A 19921-nucleotide genomic window follows, 5' to 3' on the forward strand; every position below is an offset into this window, starting at 1 on the left:
GCAAGCACGTACAGGGAGCAAACGATGAGCCACAATTTGCAGTTCTATATCGATGGAGCGTGGGTCGATCCCGTGTCTCCGAAGGTGCTGGACGTGATCGATCCGTCCAATGAAGATGCCTTCGCCCAGATATCCCTCGGCTCCAAGGCCGACGTCGACAAGGCCGTCGCAGCCGCCCGTCGCGCCTTCGAGACCTTCGGCTTCTCTTCGCGCGAAGAGCGCCTGGAACTCCTCAACCGCATCATCGAGATCTACAAGAAGCGCAGCAACGATCTCGCGCTCGCCGTCTCCCGCGAGATGGGTGCGCCCCGCAAGTTCGCGCTGGAAGCTCAGGTCGGCATCGGCCTCGCCCATCTCGAGAAGATGGCGGAAGTCCTGAGGACCTTCGAGTTCCAGCACACCAAGGGCACATCGCTGGTGGTGAAGGAACCGATCGGCGTCGTCGGCCTGATCACGCCCTGGAACTGGCCGCTGAACCAGATCACCTGCAAGGTCGCTCCGGCCCTCGCCGCGGGCTGCACCATGGTGCTCAAGCCCAGTGAAATCGCACCGCTCGACGCCATCATCTTCGCGGAGATCATGGACGAGGCCGGCACGCCGAAGGGTGTGTTCAATCTCGTCAACGGCGATGGCCCGACAGTCGGCGAAGCCCTCTCCGCCCATCCCGACATCGACATGATGTCGTTCACCGGTTCGACCCGCGCGGGCATCCTGGTCGCCAAGGCGGCGGCAAACACCGTCAAGCGCGTACATCAGGAACTCGGCGGCAAGTCGGCCAACATCCTGTTCCCGGATGTAGACTTCTCCGTGGCAGTCCCCAAGGGCGTCCAGGGCTGCTTCGGCAACAGCGGCCAGTCCTGCAATGCTCCCACCCGCATGTTCGTCCCGCGCGATCGCCATGACGAGGCGGCCGCACTGGCAAAGACGGCGGCGGAGAAATTCGTGGTCGGCGCCGCGGACGCTTCGGGCACCAATCTCGGACCGGTGGTCAGCCAGATCCAGTACGACAAGATCCAGGGCCTGATCGAGAGCGGCATCGCCGAGGGCGCCACCCTCGTCACGGGCGGCCCCGGCCGACCGGCGGACCTCAATCGCGGCTACTATGTGCGCCCCACTGTTTTCGCCGACGTCAGGTCGGACATGCGCATCGCCCGCGAGGAAATCTTCGGGCCGGTGCTCTCCATCCTGCCATACGACAAGGTGGAAGAGGCCATCGAGCAGGCCAACGACACCGTCTACGGCCTGGCCTCCTATCTGCAGACCAAGGATCTGAACAAGGCTCGTGACGTGGCGCGGCGCATGCGTACGGGCAACGTCCACATTAACTACCCGGCCTGGGATGCGGGCATCCCCTTCGGCGGCTACAAGCAGTCCGGCAACGGGCGCGAATATGCAGAATATGGCCTGGAGGATTTTCTCGAGACCAAGGGCATCCTCGGTTACGAGGCGGCGTGAGGCGACCGATCGCGAAAGGCCGGATCTTTCCGGCCTTTTTTGACTTCAGTTCCGCACTGGAGTGCTCTATTCCTTTCGCGGAGCAGGCTCGAAGACGGGGATCCTGGCTTCGGCGATCACGATGCCATGATTGACATGCCGGCGTAACGTTCTCCGAGGGTGACGTAACCTTGCGCGTTGTCTTTCGCTGCGATCCTCACCTCGAAGCGTATCTGGACCGGCCTCAGCCGGCCCGCCAGCTTCTGCCTGCCTGGTTGCGGGCGATGCCAGCCAAGGCCTTTTCCGAAATCCACGACCGCGAGATCCGGACCGTGAAGCAATGTCCGCCTTTCGTGGACGCCATGACCCACGGTTTCATCATCACCCTGCCCTGCGACATCCTGGTCGAGGACGGCGTGTTCTCCTGGGACTGGCGCATTCCCCAACCAGCGAGCAAGGGACATCCGCGAGCGCCGCTCAGCTTCCATCCCCCCTCGCAACTGGCCGGCGCTCCCTTCGCAGACGGGCATGCCGCCCTCAAGTTCAACAGTTTCTGGACGATAGAGCTCGAGGAGGGCTGGTCGCTGCTCGCCCTCCATCCCATCAACCGTGACGACCTGCCATTCCGCCTGATTACGGGTCTGGTCGACGCGGATCTATTTCATGACGGCGGCATCAATTTCCCGGCTGTCTGGACCGATCGCGGTTTCAAGGGCGTCCTGCCGCGCGGCACGCCGGTGGCGCAATGCATTCCCGTGCCGCGCCAGGTTCCCCAACTCGTCTTCGAACGGCTGGATGGCGCCAAGCGGACAGCCTATGAATCCACGGTCGCCGAGGTGCTGGCAAAGCCGGGCGTCTACCGAAAACAGTTCCGCGACAGACGGGGGCATTCAGGCCGCGAGTAACCTGCGCAGGTTCGCGGCATCCAGACAAAGCCGGCCCGTCGGCGCCGACGTCAGGGCCATGGCAATCATGCCAAAAGTCGAGGGTTTCTTCTGGTAGGCGGTCCGATAGGCCGCCATCGCGGCCTCGATGTCGCCCGTTTCCTGCAAGGCGGCCCCGAGATTGACGGCCGCCTCGGCGAAATCGGGGCGCAGGAGCAGGGCCTTGTGGAAGGCGCCGGCGGCCCGATCCCACTCCCTGAGATCTCCGCAGGCATTGCCCAGATCGAACCAGACGGAAGCAGGGGCGTCATCGTCGGCGGCCTGCGCCAGCCACTGGACAGCGTCTCCGGCCTTGCCGATTTCCCAAAGCAGCCTGCCCAGGCGCGCCTTGGCTTCGCCGGACCGGGGACTGGACTTCAGCACGGCCTGCCATGCCGCCATTGCCCTGGCATCACCAAGAGCCGTCAGAAGGCGCGCCTGCTCCAGCAGGGCCTCCGGCGAGGCCCCCATCGAAATCGCCTTCTCGCAATGCTGGAGTGCCGGCACCGGCTTTCCCGCGGCCGCGAGGATGCGCGCGGCCAGCAGATGCTGCGGCGCGCTGCCAGTTCCGCCCGCAAGTGCGAGCCCGATGGCAGCCTCGGCTCTCGCGACATCTCCCGCGGCGAGGCTGATGGCCGCGACCAGGTGATTGAGCGCACGATCGCGCGGCGCGCCGCGCAGACCGGCATCGCACAATTGCAGTGCCTCGCCGGGCCGCCCGGCATTGAATGCCGCGATGGCGCGCCTCACGATGTCGAGGCTCCCGGAACCGGTCTCCATGCGCTGTCTCCGAACCACCCCACTGACCGACCGCAGTATCGCAATCTCATCCAAAGAAAAAAGGCCGGGTTTTCCCGGCCTCTTCTCGTCGTCGGTGCAGATCACTTCTTGGGCGGATTGGCCGGCCAGGACTTGATCAGCGTATCGTAGTCGATGGTTTCGCCCTTGGGCTTTTCGTTGTCCAGCTTGGCCTGCGGGGCGATGGTGCCGTTCTTCTTGGCTTCCTCGACCCAATGCTCCATCGAGGTCTTGGGGTTCAGCTTGGGACCGCACTCGCCCTGGACGCCCGACTTTTCAAGGCGCGCCATCACGGAGTCCTGTGCGGCGGCGAGACTGTCCATGGCCTGCTGCGGCGTCTTGGCGCCGGAAGCAGCGTCACCGATGTTCTGCCACCAGAGCTGCGCGAGCTTGGGGTAGTCCGGCACGTTGTTGCCGGTCGGCGTCCACTGCACGCGAGCCGGCGAACGGTAGAACTCGATCAGGCCGCCGAGTTGGGGGGCGCGGTCGGTGAAGCTCTTGTCCCAGATGTCGCTCTCACGGGTGAAGGTGAGGCCGACATGGCTCTTCTTCAGCGACACTGTCTTGGCGTTGATGAACTGCAGGTAGAGCCAGGCGGCCTTCCTGCGATCGGGCGGCGTAGACTTCAGCAGCGTGGCCGAACCCACGTCCTGGTAGCCAAGCTTCATGCCGTCCTTCCAGTAGGTGCCGTGCGGCGACGGGGCCATGCGCCATTTCGGGGTGCCGTTGTCATTCATGACGGGCAGCCCGGGCTTGACCATGTCGGCGGTGAAGGCAGTGTACCAGAACACCTGCTGGGCGATATTGCCTTGGGACGGCACCGGACCGGATTCGGAGAAGGTCATGCCCTGCGCATTCGGCGGAGCATATTTCTTCAGCCATTCCAAATATTTGGTGATGGAGTAGACGGCAGCCGGTCCGTTCACGTCACCGCCGCGGGCAACGTCGGACCCGACGGGCCGGCAGCCTTCCATGCGGATGCCCCACTCGTCGACGGGCAGGCCGTTCGGAAGGCCCTTGTCACCGTTGCCCGCCATCGAGAGCCAGGCGTCGGTAAAGCGCCAGCCGAGCGAGGGATCCTTCTTGCCATAGTCCATATGGCCGTAGACCTTGACGCCGTCGATGGTGCCGATGTCGTTGGTGAAGAAGTCGGCGATATCCTCATAGGCCGACCAGTTCACGGGCACGCCGAGGTCATAGCCATACTTGGCCTTGAACTTGGCCTTGTAGTCCGGATTGGTGAACCAGTCATACCGGAACCAGTAGAGGTTGGCGAATTGCTGGTCGGGCAACTGGTAAAGGTGGCCGTTCGGCGCGGTGGTGAACGATTTTCCGATATAGTCGTCGACGTCGAGGCCGGGATTGGTGACATCCTTGCCCTCGCCGGCCATGTAGTCCGTCAGGTCGACGGCCTGGCCGTAACGGAAATGGGTACCGATGAAGTCGGAGTCGTTGATCCAGCCGTCGTAGATGTTCTTGCCGGACTGCATCTGGGTCTGGATCTTCTCGACGACGTCGCCTTCCTGGATGACGTCGTGGCGCACCTTGATGCCGGTGATTTCCTCGAAGGCCTTGGCCAGTGTCTTCGACTCATAGGCGTGGGTGGTGAGCGTTTCGGAGACGACGTTGATCTCCATGCCCTTGAAGGGTTCGGCTGCCTTGGCGAACCACTCGAGTTCCTTCGTCTGCTGATCCTGCGTCAGCGTGGAAGGCTGAAATTCAGGCAGCCACTTCTTGATCGCCGCGTCGTCGGCAAAGGCCGGGACGGAGCTTAGGATCAGTGCGAGCGCAACGGCTGACAGGCCGGTGCACCTTATCGATGAGCGCATGGTCTTTCCTCCCCATTATTGCCGGCATGGCGGCCGGCGTTCCCTATCCCTCTAGACCGTCAGGAAGACCCCCACGGCAAAGAGAAGCGAGATGATCGAGGCCCACCACAGGTCGGCCTCCGCCGGCGCCAGGGCCAGCCAGAACACATGGATGAAAGCTGCTCCCAGCAGCGAGATGAACAGCCTGTCGCCGCGCGTCGTCGCGATCGCCAGGATACCGCGCCGGGGCGTTTCCGGGCGGAAGACGGCCAGGAGCGTGAAAATCACCAGAAGCAGCGCGATGGTGGCGAAGAACAGCGCCACCTGCCAGGTCCAGGCCATCCAGGCATAGGACTCGGGAGCGCTGAGCGTGGTCCACAGCGTTTGGAGCGTTTCCATGGTCACACCCTCCCCAGGGCGAAGCCCTTGGCGATGTAGTTCCGCACGAACCAGATCACGATGGCGCCCGGGATGATGGTGAGCACACCGGCAGCCGCCAGCAGGCCCCAGTCCATGCCGGAAGCGGAGACGGTGCGCGTCATGGTGGCGGCGATCGGCTTGGCGTCGACGCTCGTCAGGGTGCGGGCCAGCAGGAGTTCCACCCACGAGAACATGAAGCAGAAGAAGGCGGTCACGCCGATGCCCGAGGCGATGAGCGGGATGTAGATCTTCACGAAGAAGCGGGGGAAGGAATACCCGTCGAGATAGGCGGTCTCGTCGATCTCGCGCGGCACGCCGGACATGAAACCTTCAAGGATCCACACCGCCAGCGGCACGTTGAACAGGCAATGCGCGAGAGCCACGGCCCAGGGCGTGTCGAACAGGCCGACCGCCGAGTAAAGATTGAAGAACGGCAGGGCGAACACGGCCGCCGGCGCCATGCGGTTGGAAAGCAGCCAGAAGAACAGGTGCTTGTCGCCGATGAAGCGGTAGCGCGAGAAGGCGTAGGCGGCCGGCAGCGCCAGCACGATCGACAGAACCGTATTGATCACCACATAGGTAAGCGAGTTGATATAGCCCGAATACCAGGATTCATCCGTGAAGATCTTGATGTAATTGTCGAAATTGAGCGTCTGCGGAAAGAGTGTCATCGAGGAGACGATCTCGGTGTTCGTCTTGAGGCTCATGTTCACGAGCCAGTAGATGGGCAAGAGGATGCAGACGATGTACACGGCCATGATGACGGAACGGCCCTTCATGACGGTTTCCTTTCCGCATCGACGTTGACCATGATCGTGTAGAAGACCCAGCAAGCCCCGAGGATGATCAGGTTGTAGACAAGCGACAGCGCTGCGGCCTTGCCGAGGTCAAACTGGCCGAGCGCGAACTTCACCAGTTCGATCGAGATGAAGGTGGTGGAATTGCCCGGACCGCCGCCGGTCACGACGAAGGGTTCGGTATAGATCATGAAGCTGTCCATGAAGCGCAGCAGCACGGCGATCAGCAGCACGCGGCGCATCTTGGGAAGCTGTATGTTGGTGAAGATCGCCCAGCGCGAGGCCCCGTCGATGCGGGCGGCCTGGTAATAGGCATCCGGGATCGAGACGAGGCCGGCATAGCACAGCAGCGCCACGAGCGAGGTCCAATGCCATACATCCATCACCACCACCGTGGCCCAAGCGGATATCGGATCGCTCACATAGTTGAAGTTGAGCCCCAGCCAGTGATTGAGCGCGTAGCCGAGAAGACCGATGTCCTCGCGGGCAAAGATCTGCCAGATCGTCCCGACGACGTTCCACGGAATCAGGAGCGGTAGGGACATGGTAACGAGGCAGAAGGCGACCGCCACACCCTTGCGGGGCATGCACAGCGCCACGAGGATGCCGAGCGGCACCTCGATCACCAGGATGATGGCGGAAAACAGAAGGTTGCGCAGAAGGCTGTCGCGAAACCGGCTTCCGAGATCGGTGGTGCCGTCCAGCAATTCCTGGTACCAGCCGATGCCGTTCCAGAAGAACTCGTTGTTGCCGAAGGTGTCCTGCACCGAATAGTTCACCACCGTCATCAGCGGGATCACCGCCGAGAAGGCGACGATCAGCAGCACGGGCAGGACGAAGAACCAGGCGCGGTTGTTGAGCGGCTTTTCCATCAGGCCGCCTCCCCTTCCACCCGAACGCCGACCGCATAGACGTGCAGGTTGCGCGGATCGAACACCATGCTTGCCTCGGCGCCTGCCAGTTCCAGCCCCTCCGGAGCCGTCACGATGATGGGCGTTCCACCCAGATCCACACGGGCCATGCGACGGGCTCCCAAATCATCGATGCGCTTGACGCTGACCGGAAGGCCCTGTCCCGGCCTTGCGAGGAGGGCATGTTCGGGCCGTATGCCGACCTCGACTTCTCCGGCCGGCAGAGTGCGATAGGCTCGCCCGAGCGGAATGGTCACCGAACCCGCTCGCGCCACCTGTCCTTCGACGGAAGCCCTGATCAGGTTCATGCCTGGCGAGCCGATGAAGTAGCCGACGAAGGTGTGGGCAGGCTTCTCGAACAGTTCGGCGGGCGTACCCATCTGCACGACCGCACCGTCATGCATCACCACGACGGTATCCGCGAAGGTCAGTGCCTCCGTCTGGTCGTGCGTGACATAGATCATGGTGATGTCGAGCCGACGGTGAAGGGCCTTCAACTTGGAGCGCAGCTCCCATTTCAGGACCGGGTCGATCACCGTGAGCGGCTCGTCGAACAGCACGGCCGCCACGTCCGGACGGACGAGGCCGCGGCCGAGCGAGATCTTCTGCTTGGCATCGGCCGTCAGGCCCCGCGCGCGCTTGTCCAGGTCCTTCTCGAGATCGAGCAGCGCCGCGATCTCGCCGACGCGCCTGTCGATGTCCGGTCGCGCCATACCCCGGTTCTTCAACGGGAAGGCGAGGTTCTGGGCGACCGTCATGGTGTCGTAGATCACCGGGAACTGGAAGACTTGGGCGATGTTGCGCTTTTCAGTGGGAAGGCGCGTCACATCACGTCCGTCGAACAGCACCGCTCCCTCGCTCGGCGTCACCAGCCCCGAGATGATGTTGAGCAGCGTCGTCTTTCCGCAACCCGAGGGCCCGAGCAGCGCATAGGCGCCGCCCTGCTTCCAGACATGGTCGATTTTCTTGAGCGCGTAGTCAGAGGGCTGGGACGGGACCGCCTTGTAGGAATGGGCGAGCGATTTCAGCGTGATCTCGGCCATGGTCCCTCCTAGGTTACCGGCGCGGCGGCGAGCCGCCCTGCCGCATCGAAGACGAACAGCCGCGAAGGCGATACGAAGAGATCGATCGGGGCGCCGGGCACGATCTCCCGCACGCCCTGCACCAGGGCGACGAACCGGTGATCGTGATAGTCGGCATGCACGAAGCTCTCGGAACCTGAAATCTCGGTCACGGAGACGATCGAGGGCAGGCGCAGCGCATCGCCCCCCGGTGCCTCCAGGAGGAGATGGTTGGGCCGTATGCCCAGGCGATAGGAACCATCGGCAAGGCCGGCTGTGCTTCCCGTGGCCGGTATCGCTTCCCCGGAAGGTAGCCGCAGGCTTTGACCCTGCTTCTGCACGCCGAACACGTTCATCGGCGGATCTGAAAAGACCTGCGCCGTGGTGAGGTCGCCCGGACGGCGATAGACTTCGATGGTGCGCCCGAACTGGGAAATGCGGCCCTGCCACAGCGTGGCGGTGTTGCCGCCCAGCAGCAAGGCCTCCTGCGGTTCCGTCGTGGCATAGACGAAGACAGCGCCCGAGGCCTCGAAGATGCGCGGCAACTCCTCGCGCAGTTCCTCGCGGAGCTTGTAGTCCAGATTGGCGAGCGGCTCGTCGAGGAGGACGAGATCGGCGCGCTTCACGATGGCACGGGCAATCGCAGTGCGCTGCTGCTGCCCGCCCGAAAGCTGCAGGGGCGTGCGGTCGAGCATCCCTTCGAGTTTCAGGAGACGGGCGGCCTTTCGTACCTCCGCATCGATCTCCGCGGCGGGACGCTTCTTCACCCGTAACGGCGACGCGATGTTCTCGTAGACACTGAGAGCCGGGTAATTGATGAATTGCTGGTAGACCATGGCGACCGAGCGGGTGCGCACATGGGCGCCCGTCACGTCCTTGCCGTCGACGATCACCCGCCCCGTCGTCGGCCGGTCCAGCCCCGCCATAAGACGCATCAGCGAGGTCTTTCCCGCAAGCGTCGGCCCGAGCAGCACGTTGAGCGATCCGCTCTCAAGATTCAGCGACACGTCGGAGATATGCGTCTCCGCGCCAACCATCTTGCCGACATTCTCGAGCGTAAGACCCACGTTACGCTTCCCCCGCTCAGGACGGCCGTCTCGCGTGCGGCCCGTTCCTTCCTTCAATCATTGCGAGTTATGAGCGAAAATCAAAACGTCCGCAAGCGAATAAAACGATCACCAGAATGAAAAGGAAAATCACTCGCCGTCTTCGCCGTCGAGGTCCGATTCGCCGCCAGTCTCGATCACTTCGACCTTGTGCTGGCGACAGAGGTCGGCGAAGGTCGCCGTCGGCAGTCGATCGGTGACGAACAGGTCGATCTCGCTCAGATGCGTGACGCGCACCGGTGCGGAACGGGCGAATTTGCTGCTGTCGGCCACCAGGATGACCTTGCGGGCGTGCTCGATGATGGCGCGCGAGGCCTGTACCTCGAAGATGTCGTAGTCGAGAAGGGTGCCGTCGGGATCGATGGCGGACGTGCCGACAATGGCGAGGTCCGCCCGGAACTGGCCGATCATGTCGACGACCTGCGCCCCCACGATACCGCCATCCGACTGGCGGACGGATCCGCCCAGCACGAGAACGTTGATTCCCTCCATACGGTAGAGATCAGCGGCCACATGCAGGTTGTTGGTGATGACGAGCAGCCCCTTGTGGCCTGCGAGCGCACGGGCCACTTCTTCCGTAGTGGTGCCTATATTGATGAAAACGGTGGAATGATCGGGAATAAGAGCGGCCGCGACCTCGCCAATGCGCTTCTTCTGCTCGCCCGCAATCATCTTTCGGGCTTCATAGCTGAGGTTGACCACCCCGGACGAGACCATGGCGCCGCCATGCACGCGCACGATGATCTGCGCCTTGCTCAGGTCATTGAGGTCGCGCCGGATGGTCTGGGGCGTCACCTTGAAATGAGCGGCCAGATCCTCGACCGTCGCGCGCCCCTTGATTCGCAGCCATTCGACGATCTCCTGCTGCCTGCGGGCGGTGGTTTTCGAACTGGGCAGGGCCATGGTGCTATTTCATCCGGGTCAGAGGCAAGGAAAGGGCTGGGTGGCTCTGGCACCACGACCCGACGCCATGAGGCAAGGAAAAACCGCACAGGACGGAACATCTCCCATCCGGATCACCGCAGCGATCGACGTCGCCTCCCATTGAAGGACCTCCTTCCTCCCATTCACTCGCCTTTTCGTTATGATCGCTTGTTTTGAAAAAAGATGCGAATCTTATCAATGCAAGGCGGCAGAGGCAGCCCAACCCATCGGTCTGGCTTCGCGTCAGTTGTAATAACGGTATTAAATTACCTTTTATGGCTTGTTCGCGATCGGCGCTTTTCGATGAAAGAGCATGCGTTTTCGTTTTTCGCTGGAAGTGAGGAAAAAACGAACATAAAGATACCGCGTACGAACTTCGTATGGTGGGCAACACCGTCGAGGACCGGGATCGCAATCTTGGCGGTTCCTGACAGGGAGGGGGCGCCGTGATTACGACTGTTCCGACAGCCGGCGAACGGCATTGCGATTTTCGGTGGAACTCGGACAGCTGCGGCGGACTGCCATGACACATCCTCAATCCGGCGCTTCGGCCATGACGGCGGATGCCCCCTTCGACGTCTTCATCATTGGCGGCGGCGTCAATGGCTGCGGCATCGCCCGCGACGCAGCGGGGCGCGGCTACAAGGTGCACCTGGCCGAGATGAACGACCTTGCGAGCGGCACCTCGTCCAAGGCGACCAAGCTAATCCATGGCGGCCTGCGCTATCTGGAGTATTACGAGTTCCGGCTCGTCCGCGAAGCGCTGATGGAACGCGAGATCCTGTGGCGCAACGCCCCGCACCTCATCCGTCCGCTACGCTTCGTGCTGCCCTACTTCAAGGGCCTGCGCCCGGCCTGGATGCTGCGCCTCGGCCTGTTCCTCTACGACCATATCGGTGGGCGCAAGAAGCTCCCGGCAACCCGCACGCTGGACCTGCGCACGGACGAAACGGGCAAGCCCCTCAAGCCGATATTCGCCAAGGCGTTCGAATATTCGGACTGCTGGGTGAACGATGCCCGGTTCGTGGCGCTCAACGCCCGCGACGCCGCCGACCGCGGAGCCCTGGTCCGCACCCGCTGCAAGGTTGTCTCGGCCCGTCAGGAGAACGGCCTCTGGCGCGTTCGCCTGCGTGACGAGCGCAGCGGCGCGGAGAACGAAGTCGCCGCCCGGCTCATCATCAATGCCGCGGGACCTTGGGTGGACGCCGTGATGGAAGGCGTACTCTCCCACAACGAACCCCATCAGGTCCGCCTGGTGCAGGGCAGCCATATCGTGGTGAGGAAGATGTTTGAGCACGATCGGTGCTACATCTTCCAGAACCCGGACGGCCGCATCATCTTCGCCATTCCCTACGAAGACGACTTCACGCTGATCGGCACGACCGACCAGGACTACAGGGGTGATCCGGCCAGCGTGGCGATCACACCGGAGGAAACGGACTATCTGTGCAAGGCGGCCAGCGAGTATTTCCGCAAGCCAGTCACCCCGGACGACATCGTCTGGACCTATTCGGGCGTGCGCCCGCTGTATGACGACAAGGCCAGCGCGGCACAGGCCGCCACGCGCGACTACGTGATCAAGGAGGAGCACGCCGCCGGCGCGCCGCTCCTCAACATCTTCGGCGGCAAGATCACAACCTATCGCCGCCTGTCGGAACACATGCTCCAGCACGTGGAGAAGATCCTGGGTACGAGAGGGAAGCCCTGGACGGCCGATGCTCCCCTGCCCGGCGGGGACATGCCCGCGGCCGACCTCGAGGCCTTCATCCGCAGGCTCCAGGCGGACAAGCCGTTTCTGCCCCCTGCCCTTGCCCGGCGTCTCGCCAGGGCCTATGGCACCCGTGCCACGCGGTTTCTCGGCAAGGCCAGCAGCCTCGCCGATCTTGGCCGGGATTTCGGCCTGGGACTCAGTCAAGCGGAAATCGACTACCTCGTCGAAGAAGAGTGGGCCATCACGTCAGAGGACATCCTCTGGCGCCGGTCCAAGCTCGGCCTGCACCTGCCAGCGAGCGTGGCCGGGGAAATCGACGCCTATCTGGCGAGCCGGAGGGTCGTGCTCTCCGGAGCCTGATGGGAGCATCGACCTTCAGGTCGGCTCCGAAGCTGCCCCGTCCGGGCGACGGGCGGCGCCATGATAAACGGTGCGGGAGGAAACGATGTCTCGTTATGTGGGCTCGCTCGACCAGGGAACGACGAGCACGCGCTTCATCATCTTCGATCGCAAGGGCGAGATCATTTCGCTCGACCAGAAGGAGCATGAGCAGTTCTACCCGAAACCGGGGTGGGTCGAGCATGATCCGGCCGAAATCTGGCGCAACACACAGAGCGTGATTACGGGCGCTCTGGCCCGTAAGGGTCTCAGCGCCGCCGATCTCGCCTCAGTCGGCATCACCAACCAGCGGGAAACCACGCTCTTGTGGAACCGCAGGACCGGTGCCGCCGTACATAACGCGGTGGTGTGGATGGATACCCGCACCGACCAGCTCGTGGCCGGCCTCAGCAAGGAGGGCGGCAAGGACAGGCTGCGGGCCAAGACGGGACTTCCGCTCGCCACTTACTTTTCCGGCCTGAAGCTGCGCTGGCTGCTCGACCATGTGGATGGCGCCCAGAAGGCTGCCGAGGCCGGCGACCTCCTCTTCGGCAACCTGGACAGCTGGGTGCTCTGGAACCTTACCGGCGGCACGCAGGGCGGCCTCCATATTACAGACGTCACCAATGCCTCGCGCACGCAGTTGATGCATCTGGAAACCCTGGATTGGGACGAGGATATCCTGAGCCTGTTCGGCATCCCGCGCGCCTGCCTGCCCCAGATCCGTTCTTCGAGCGAGGTCTACGGCGAGGGGCGGGGTATCCTGGCCGGCGTGCCGGTCGCCGGCATCCTCGGCGACCAGCAGGCGGCGCTGTTCGGTCAGGCCTGCCTGCAGCCGGGCGAGGCCAAGAATACGTACGGCACCGGCTGCTTCATGCTGATGAATACCGGCGAGAAGCCCTACCCTTCCAATTTCGGCCTGCTCACCACGCTCGGCTACAAGCTCGGCGACCAGCAGGCGGTCTATGCCTTGGAGGGCTCGATCGCGATCGCCGGCGCGCTGGTCCAGTGGCTGCGCGACAATCTGGGGCTGGTGAAGACGGCGCCCGAGATCGAGACGCTGGCCGCTTCGGTACCCGACAACGGCGATGTCTATTTCGTGCCGGCCTTCTCCGGCCTCTATGCCCCGCACTGGAAGGAAAGCGCGCGCGGCGTGATCGCCGGCCTGACGCGATTCGCCAACAAGGGGCATATCGCACGCGCTGCCCTGGAGGCCACGGCCTTCCAGACACGAGAGGTCCTCGACGCGATGACCAGGGACTCCGGAGTGCAGATCAGGGAACTGCGTACCGATGGCGGCATGGTGGTGAACCAACTGCTGATGCAGTTCCAGGCCGACATTTTGAACGTCCCGGTGGTCCGGCCAAAGGTGATCGAAACCACCGCCCTCGGCGCCGCCTATGCCGCGGGCCTCGCCACCGGATACTGGAACTCCACGCAGGATATCGTAACCAACTGGGGCGTGGACAGGCGCTGGCACTCCACCATGGACGAGGGGCAGCGCGCCAAGCTGTTCGCCGCTTGGACCAAGGCCGTCAACCGGTCGCTGGACTGGGCGGTGTAGCAGGCCGGAGCGCCATGCCTTCGATAGTGTCCGTGACGCCGTTCCGGGCAGCCGAAGGGAGATCCGAATCCATGAACACAGCCTCCGAAGGTTGCGTTCATGGAGCCCGCCTCGATCCGAAGTCATCACAGACCAGGGGACCCTCGGTTCAGGTGCGGACGAGAGCGCTCGCGCTCCCTGCCAGTTCCACCGCCTCTTCCTCGGACAGCGCCGCCGGCTGGGGCCCCAGCGGGATCGCCACGGCCGCGCCCCTGCGGCCCGCCTCCAGAATGCCTTCCATGATCTCCAGGACATGCAGCGCGAGTTCGCCCGAGGCCCTGGGTCTACGCCCGTCGACCAGGCTGCGCGCCAGGTCCGCCACGCCCAGCATGCGATAATTGGCGCGATCGGGCGCCTTGTAGGGCCAATTGATGGCCCCGTAGGGCTTGCCAGCGGTCTCGATCTCCTCCCACGCATCACCTCTCCGGCTGATGGCGAGGGGCCCACCGAACGTGTCCGGATCGGGAAGCCGCAACGAACCTTCGCTGCCATGAAGCTCTATCGGCTGGTTGGAGTGGCGAAAAACGTCCCAGCTCATGCCGACGTTGACGATGGCGCCATTGGCGAATTCCAGCAGCGCCATCAAGGTCGTCGGGGTACCTACGGTGAAGGAGGTACCTTGATAGGGGCCTGGCGCCGTGATCAGCCTCTGGGCCTGCCCCGTCGCCGACATCGCCATCACTTGGCGGACCGGACCGAGCAGATTGACCAGCATGGTCAGGTAATAGGGTCCCATGTCGAGCACCGGGCCACCGCCGGGCTGGTAGTAGAATTGGGGGTTGGGGTGCCAATGCTCCATGCCGCGGGTCATCATGAAGGCCGTGCCCGTAGTCGGCCGGCCGATCGCGCCCTCCTCCATCAGGCGGCGAGCCGTGCGGCCGGCAGCGCCCAGAAACGTATCGGGCGCCGATCCGAGTGCAAGGTTGCGACGCTTCGCCTCGTCCACCAGCATGCGTCCCTGACCGACCGTCACCGCCAAGGGCTTTTCGGTGAAGACGTGCTTGCCGGCCGCCAGCGCCGCGAGGCTGATCTCGAAATGGGCGTTCGGCACGGTGAGGTTGAGCACGAGGCCGATATCCTCCGCGGCCAGCAATTGCTCTACCGACAGAGCCCGGATGCCGTATTCACCGGCCCGGACCTTGGCTGCCTCGGGCGCCATGTCGGCGCAGGCCCGTAGCTCCACACCAGGGAAAAGCGCCGCGTTGCGCAGGTAGGTCATCGAAATATTTCCGCAACCTATCACGCCAATCCCGAGTTTACCCATCGCTTCCTCCGTTCGGCGTCTGCCACGCCAATTGCGCATTTTTGCGCTTTTTTAGAAATAAACACCACGTCGCTTAGGAATAAAATGAAATTTTTTGCACGATCCTGACGCTATACGCTTGACACGACGCCCTTGGAAGCCAAGCATGTGAAAAAAATTTCAGGGATGTGTTGCACCCAAGGGAGGAATGTCATGCCGGAACGTCACACGCGTTTGAGTCCGGAGGCCGAAGCCGCCGCCTCAGCATCCAAGCTGTCCCTTCCCGGCCCCAGCCGCCGGAAATTCCTGCAGGGCGCGGGCTTCGCAGCAGGCGCACTGGCCCTCGGCCCGCCCCGGCGCGCCCGTGCCGCCGATCGCACCGAGATCACCTTCGCCAGCGCGAAGTTCTTCGGCAAGGAAACCATCGCCCAGGTCGTCGACGCCTACAACCAGTCGCAGAGCAAGGTGCTGGTGAAATATGTCGAGCTGCCGCCGCCGAGTTCCTCCACCGAGGTGCACCAGGCGCTCGTGCAGCAGCTCGCGCGCCGGAACGGCACTCCCGACGTGTTCACGCAGGACGTCGTCTGGATCGCGGAATTCGCCGGCGCAGGCTGGGCCATGCCGCTGGACGAATATTACAAGGACGATGTCCGCAGCCAGTATTTTCCGGGCCTGATCCAGGCCTGCACGTATAACGGCAAACTGACGGCCCTGCCCTGGCACGTCGATTCCGGCATGCTCTATTACCGCAAGGACCTGCTGGAAGCGGCCGGGGCCAAGCCGCCGCAGACCTGGGATGAACTGACGACCATCGCCCAGGAAATCCAGAAGTCTGGCAAGGCGGATTTCGGCTACCTGTGGCAGGGCAAGCAGGCCGAAGTGCTGGTATGCGACCTCGTCGAGGCCATCGCGTCGAACGGCGGGTCGATCCTGACGCCGGATGGCAAGGCGGGCTCGCTGAACGACGAGAAGGCGGTCGCCGCGGTACAATTCCTCTATGACACCATCAACAAGAGCAAGATCAGCCCCTCCGACGTGCTGAGCTGGGACGAAGAACCTTCCCGGCAGCCCTTCACCGCCGGCCGTGCACCATTCCTGCGCAACTGGTCCTATGTATACGCCATCGCGCAGGACAAGGCCGGCTCCTCGGTGGTCGACAAGGTGGGCGTCGTGCCCCTTCCCCATTTCGCGGGCGGAAAAAGCGCGGCATGCCTGGGCGGCTATCAGTACGGCATCAACGCCGCCACCAAGAACAAGGAAGCAGCCGTGGACTTCCTGACCTGGATGTCGTCGCCGGACACGCAGCTGCACTATGCCCTGCAGCTCGGCCTGGCGCCGACCCGGCCTGCCGTGTTCGAGAACGCGCAGCTTGGGAAGGAGCAGCCCTTCATGCAGCAGCTCCAGTCCGTATTCGTGGGGGCCACGCCGCGGCCGGTCACGCCGAAATACGCGCAGGTGACGCTGGCCATCCAGTCCGGCGTCTCCAAGGCCCTCGTCAGCGGCAACATCAAGGCCGAACTCGACGCGGCCAATGAGAAGATCACGTCCATCGTCGCAGGATGAGGTAATGGCAGTCGAAGCCTCCGCCGCCGGTCCCCGCAGTGGGGCCGGCTGGCGGTTCCCCGATCTGACGCCCTGGCTGCTGGTGCTCCCGCTGCTGGTCTCGCTGGGGCTCGTTTCCGTCTATCCGATCCTGAACGGCATCTGGCTGTCGCTGACCAACACCTCGCTGGTCACGCAGGAGGACGCCTTCATAGGGCTCGCCAACTACAAGACCCTGCTTGGCGACGACGCCTTCTGGAACGCATGGCGCCATACCGTCGAGTTCACCGTCGTCTCCACCCTGCTGGAGACCGTGCTCGGCCTCGGCATGGCGCTCCTGCTCTATGAACACTTCTCGGGACGCTCCCTGGTACGCGCGGCAATGCTGGTGCCGTGGGCTATGCCGACGGTGGTGACTTCCAAGATGTTCGGCTGGCTGTTCGACGGCCAGCACGGCATGATCAACTATCTCCTGAAGTCGCTTGGCCTGATCGAGGGAAACATCAACTGGTACGGCTCGGTCGAGCATGCCCTGCAGACCATCATCATCGCCGACGTCTGGAAGACGACGCCCTTCATGGCGCTGCTGCTTCTCGCCGGTCTGCAGACGGTGCCGCGTTCGCTGACCGAGGCCGCCACCATGGACGGTGCCTCGCCCTGGCGTGTGTTCTGGTATGTTCGCCTGCCCCTGCTCTTCCCCACCCTCCTCATCGCGGGCATGTTCCGGGCCCTCGACGCCTTCCGCATCTTCGACCTCGTCTACGTGTTGACCGGGGGTGGCCCGGCCGACTCGACGGAGACCCTGTCCACGCTCAGCTACAAGGTGCTCTTCTCCACCCTGCAGTTCGGTTACGGATCGGCCCTGTCGACGGCGATGTTCATCACGGAAACCATCATCGCCCTCGGCTTCGGCGTCTTCATCGTGGCCCAGTTGCGGAGGCAGTCATGAGGCGCCGCACCGCTCTCCATAGCGCAGCGATCTACGCGGGAGCCTGCCTCCTGTTCGTCTGGTCAGCCGGCCCGTTCGTCTGGCAGTTCTCGACGTCCCTGCAACTGGATAAGGCACTGACCGACCCGGTGCCCAGCTTCTGGCCGTCACCGGCCACGCTCGAACACTATGCCAATGTCTTCTTCGTCAAGAAATTCCAGCTCTACGTCCTGAACTCGGTGATCGTGGCCGGCCTGACGACGCTGTTCTGCCTCGCCATCGGCGCGCTGGCCGCCTTCTCGCTGTCGCGCCTCAACATCCAGGGACGCTTCGGCGTGCTCGGCCTCATCCTGTCGGTCTCGATGTTCCCCCAGATCGCCATCGTCGGGCCTCTCTACCTAGCCGCCTCCAACTACGACCTTCTCGATACCTATAGTGGCCTCATCATCGTCTATCTGGCCCTCGGCCTGCCGCTCGTGACATGGGTGCTGTTCGGTTATTTCGACACGCTGCCGCGCGAGATCGACGAAGCCGCGCGAATGGATGGCGTCGGCGTCATGGGCCTGTTCATCCGCATCATCCTGCCGATGTCGCTGCCGGGACTGGTCACCACGGGCCTGCTCGCCTTCATCGCGGCGTGGAACGAATTCATGTTCGCGCTGGCGTTCACGTCCACCATCGACCACCAGACCATTCCGGTGGGCATCGCCAATTTCACCAACCTCTATTACGTGCCATGGGGCGACGTGGCTGCGGCCTCGGTCGTCGTAACCGTACCCCTGATCGCCCTGGTCCTGTTTTTCCAGCGCCACATCATCGAGGGCCTGACTCAGGGCGCGGTCAAGGAGTAGACAATGGAAGAACGCAAGACACTCAAGGCCGGTTGCCAGACCTACACCTGGGAGATGCTGGGAAGCGCCTTCAAGGGCAATGCCGACGACCTGCTGCGCGCCATCGGGGAGGCGGGTTACGCGGGCATCGAGATCACCGACACCATGATCCCGCCTTATGCTGATCGGCCCGAGCCCTTCGCTCGTGCCCTTGAGGCCAACGGCCTGTCGCTGGTTGCCTTTGCCTGCGGCAGCACGTCCGGCTTCACGGAGCCGGACGCGGTAGCGGCGGACCTTGCCATGGTCGACAGGGCCTTGCGCTTCGCTTCTCATTTCCCGGGCGCCATCCTGTCACTCGGCAGCGCCACCGTGATGAGCGCCGGCCCTCTCGACGGGAAATTCGCCACGGCAGGCAGCTTCTACAATGCGGCAGGCGAGCGCGGAAAGGCAGCCGGTGTCGGCGTGGCCGTCCACCCGAGTTCCCATCACAACACGCTGCTGTATTCGCGCGAGGATTACGACCGCATCATGGGCCTGCTCGATCCGGCGCTGGTCGGCTGGGTGCCTGATACAGGCCACATCCTGCGGGGCGGCCAGGATATTCTCGACACTTTGCGCACCTATCAGGATCGCATCCGCTATCTCCATCTCAAGGATGTCGACGCGGAGGGAAACTGGGCCATGCTCGGAAAGGGCGTATGCGACCTTCCGGCGGTCGTCGACGTTGTTTCCGCGGCGCCGAACTTCAACGGCTGGCTCGTTCTCGAGGAAGAATCCGATATTGCGGCGGCCGATCCGACCGGGGCGGTGAAGGTCAACCGCGAAACCTTGCGCGGGCACTTCGGGTGACGGTGACCGCGGGGCGCAAAGAAAAAGAGCCACGAGGGCTCCGAGAGTTTCGTCTGACTGTCTTCCACGCAGCGCGGTAGCCTGCGCCTTGCCGAAAAGGGCAAGGCTTCCATTCCGTGGGGTGGAGAAATCACATGGTGCCGCCCGGATCAGGCATGCGCGGAATGCGAGCCGCGCTGCTCGGCCAGGGCCGGTGCCTTCATGGCGGGACGACGGTGCTGCAGGACATGAAATGCAATACGCCCCGCCCCGATCAACTCGTAATAACGCTGGACGGTGTCGGCGGCACGCGGCCCGTGTCCGGAAAGATTGGCCCGCTGATGCTCCTCCTTGGCGACGACCTTGAAGTCGCCATTGGCCGCCATCAGACGGCGGGCGCAGAGCGTTTCGATCATGGGGCGCGTTTCGTCCGTCCAGACATACCAGCCATATTCGTCCGCGCTGGTGCGCAGGAATTCGATCTCCTCGGGAGAGAAAATTGCGGAATAATTGTCTTGCATGGCTCCACCCTATCGATTGACCCTGCTCACAAAACGCAGGCAGGGCTCATTTGGTTCCGTCAATGCAGGCAGCAAGCAACTATAGCGCGCCGTACTGGTTTTACCTAGGCGCGGATATCGATTTATCTTTAGAATCAATGCACTTAGTTTGACCA

The 19921-nt window shown here is 63.4% G+C and carries 18 protein-coding genes; 8 read left to right on the forward strand and 10 right to left on the reverse strand.

Going from position 1 to position 19921, the window contains the following annotated elements; all coding sequences use genetic code 11:
- Window positions 1-24 precede the first annotated feature (24 nt).
- Window positions 25-1455: an aldehyde dehydrogenase family protein gene (locus AC6H34_RS00275; RefSeq protein ID WP_448146715.1), complete on the forward strand. Its 1431-nt coding sequence runs from the start codon at window positions 25-27 to the stop codon at window positions 1453-1455.
- Between the two features lie 170 nt (window positions 1456-1625).
- Entirely contained in the window at window positions 1626-2339 is a 714-nt protein-coding gene (locus AC6H34_RS00280) for a hypothetical protein (protein WP_497537545.1), read from the forward strand.
- Here AC6H34_RS00280 and AC6H34_RS00285 read toward each other — a convergent pair.
- The 8 genes from AC6H34_RS00285 to AC6H34_RS00320 all read right to left on the reverse strand — a co-directional run bounded on the left by AC6H34_RS00285 (window position 2325) and on the right by AC6H34_RS00320 (window position 10161).
- The gene (locus AC6H34_RS00285) at window positions 2325-3137 is read right to left on the reverse strand and encodes a tetratricopeptide repeat protein (RefSeq protein ID WP_497537546.1); all 813 of its coding nucleotides are present in this window, start codon (window positions 3135-3137) and stop codon (window positions 2325-2327) included. The genes AC6H34_RS00280 and AC6H34_RS00285 overlap by 15 nt on opposite strands.
- 101 nt (window positions 3138-3238) lie before the next feature.
- Entirely contained in the window at window positions 3239-4984 is a 1746-nt protein-coding gene (locus AC6H34_RS00290; RefSeq protein WP_448146712.1) for an ABC transporter substrate-binding protein, read from the reverse strand.
- A 51-nt stretch (window positions 4985-5035) separates the two neighbouring features.
- Window positions 5036-5362, reverse strand: a complete 327-nt coding sequence (locus AC6H34_RS00295; RefSeq protein WP_448146711.1) for a DUF2160 domain-containing protein — start codon at window positions 5360-5362, stop codon at window positions 5036-5038.
- A 2-nt stretch (window positions 5363-5364) separates the two neighbouring features.
- The gene (locus tag AC6H34_RS00300) at window positions 5365-6162 is read right to left on the reverse strand and encodes a carbohydrate ABC transporter permease (protein ID WP_497537547.1); all 798 of its coding nucleotides are present in this window, start codon (window positions 6160-6162) and stop codon (window positions 5365-5367) included.
- The gene (locus tag AC6H34_RS00305) at window positions 6159-7052 is read right to left on the reverse strand and encodes a carbohydrate ABC transporter permease (protein ID WP_448146709.1); all 894 of its coding nucleotides are present in this window, start codon (window positions 7050-7052) and stop codon (window positions 6159-6161) included. Before AC6H34_RS00305 ends, AC6H34_RS00300 begins: the two co-directional genes overlap by 4 nt.
- Window positions 7052-8134: an ABC transporter ATP-binding protein gene (locus tag AC6H34_RS00310; protein ID WP_497537548.1), complete on the reverse strand. Its 1083-nt coding sequence runs from the start codon at window positions 8132-8134 to the stop codon at window positions 7052-7054. Before AC6H34_RS00310 ends, AC6H34_RS00305 begins: the two co-directional genes overlap by 1 nt.
- 8 nt (window positions 8135-8142) lie before the next feature.
- The gene (locus tag AC6H34_RS00315; protein ID WP_448146707.1) at window positions 8143-9219 is read right to left on the reverse strand and encodes an ABC transporter ATP-binding protein; all 1077 of its coding nucleotides are present in this window, start codon (window positions 9217-9219) and stop codon (window positions 8143-8145) included.
- A 129-nt stretch (window positions 9220-9348) separates the two neighbouring features.
- Complete coding sequence (locus AC6H34_RS00320; protein ID WP_448146706.1) at window positions 9349-10161, reverse strand: DeoR/GlpR family DNA-binding transcription regulator; 813 nt, start codon at window positions 10159-10161, stop codon at window positions 9349-9351.
- Between the two features lie 574 nt (window positions 10162-10735).
- Here AC6H34_RS00320 and glpD point away from each other — a divergent pair.
- Both glpD and glpK read left to right on the forward strand, forming a co-directional pair.
- Window positions 10736-12253, forward strand: a complete 1518-nt coding sequence (glpD, locus tag AC6H34_RS00325; RefSeq protein WP_497539828.1) for a glycerol-3-phosphate dehydrogenase — start codon at window positions 10736-10738, stop codon at window positions 12251-12253.
- Window positions 12254-12338: 85 nt separating this feature from the next.
- A complete protein-coding gene (gene glpK / locus AC6H34_RS00330; protein WP_497537549.1) occupies window positions 12339-13835 on the forward strand; it encodes a glycerol kinase GlpK in 1497 nt (498 codons plus the stop codon).
- A gap of 148 nt (window positions 13836-13983) precedes the next feature.
- On the opposite strand, the gene AC6H34_RS00335 is transcribed toward glpK, so the two are convergent.
- Window positions 13984-15138 (reverse strand): Gfo/Idh/MocA family protein, encoded by a 1155-nt coding sequence (locus tag AC6H34_RS00335; RefSeq protein ID WP_497537550.1) that lies wholly within the window; start codon window positions 15136-15138, stop codon window positions 13984-13986.
- Window positions 15139-15330: 192 nt separating this feature from the next.
- On the opposite strand from AC6H34_RS00335, the gene AC6H34_RS00340 reads away from it, so the two are divergent.
- Genes AC6H34_RS00340 through AC6H34_RS00355 form a run of 4 tightly spaced genes read left to right on the forward strand, consistent with a single transcriptional unit; the run spans window position 15331 to window position 19266 of the window.
- On the forward strand, window positions 15331-16680 hold the full coding sequence (locus AC6H34_RS00340; RefSeq protein WP_497537551.1) for an ABC transporter substrate-binding protein: 1350 nt from the start codon (window positions 15331-15333) through the stop codon (window positions 16678-16680).
- A 4-nt stretch (window positions 16681-16684) separates the two neighbouring features.
- Window positions 16685-17608: a carbohydrate ABC transporter permease gene (locus AC6H34_RS00345; protein WP_448146702.1), complete on the forward strand. Its 924-nt coding sequence runs from the start codon at window positions 16685-16687 to the stop codon at window positions 17606-17608.
- A complete protein-coding gene (locus tag AC6H34_RS00350; RefSeq protein WP_448146701.1) occupies window positions 17605-18438 on the forward strand; it encodes a carbohydrate ABC transporter permease in 834 nt (277 codons plus the stop codon). The genes AC6H34_RS00345 and AC6H34_RS00350 overlap by 4 nt, the downstream gene beginning before the upstream one ends.
- A gap of 3 nt (window positions 18439-18441) precedes the next feature.
- The gene (locus AC6H34_RS00355; protein ID WP_448146700.1) at window positions 18442-19266 is read left to right on the forward strand and encodes a sugar phosphate isomerase/epimerase family protein; all 825 of its coding nucleotides are present in this window, start codon (window positions 18442-18444) and stop codon (window positions 19264-19266) included.
- 149 nt (window positions 19267-19415) lie between these two features.
- Here AC6H34_RS00355 and AC6H34_RS00360 read toward each other — a convergent pair whose 3' ends face one another.
- On the reverse strand, window positions 19416-19766 hold the full coding sequence (locus AC6H34_RS00360) for a hypothetical protein (RefSeq protein WP_448146699.1): 351 nt from the start codon (window positions 19764-19766) through the stop codon (window positions 19416-19418).
- Between the last annotated feature and the right edge of the window lie 155 nt (window positions 19767-19921).

The organism is Labrys sp. ALF-8, assembly GCF_059699065.1.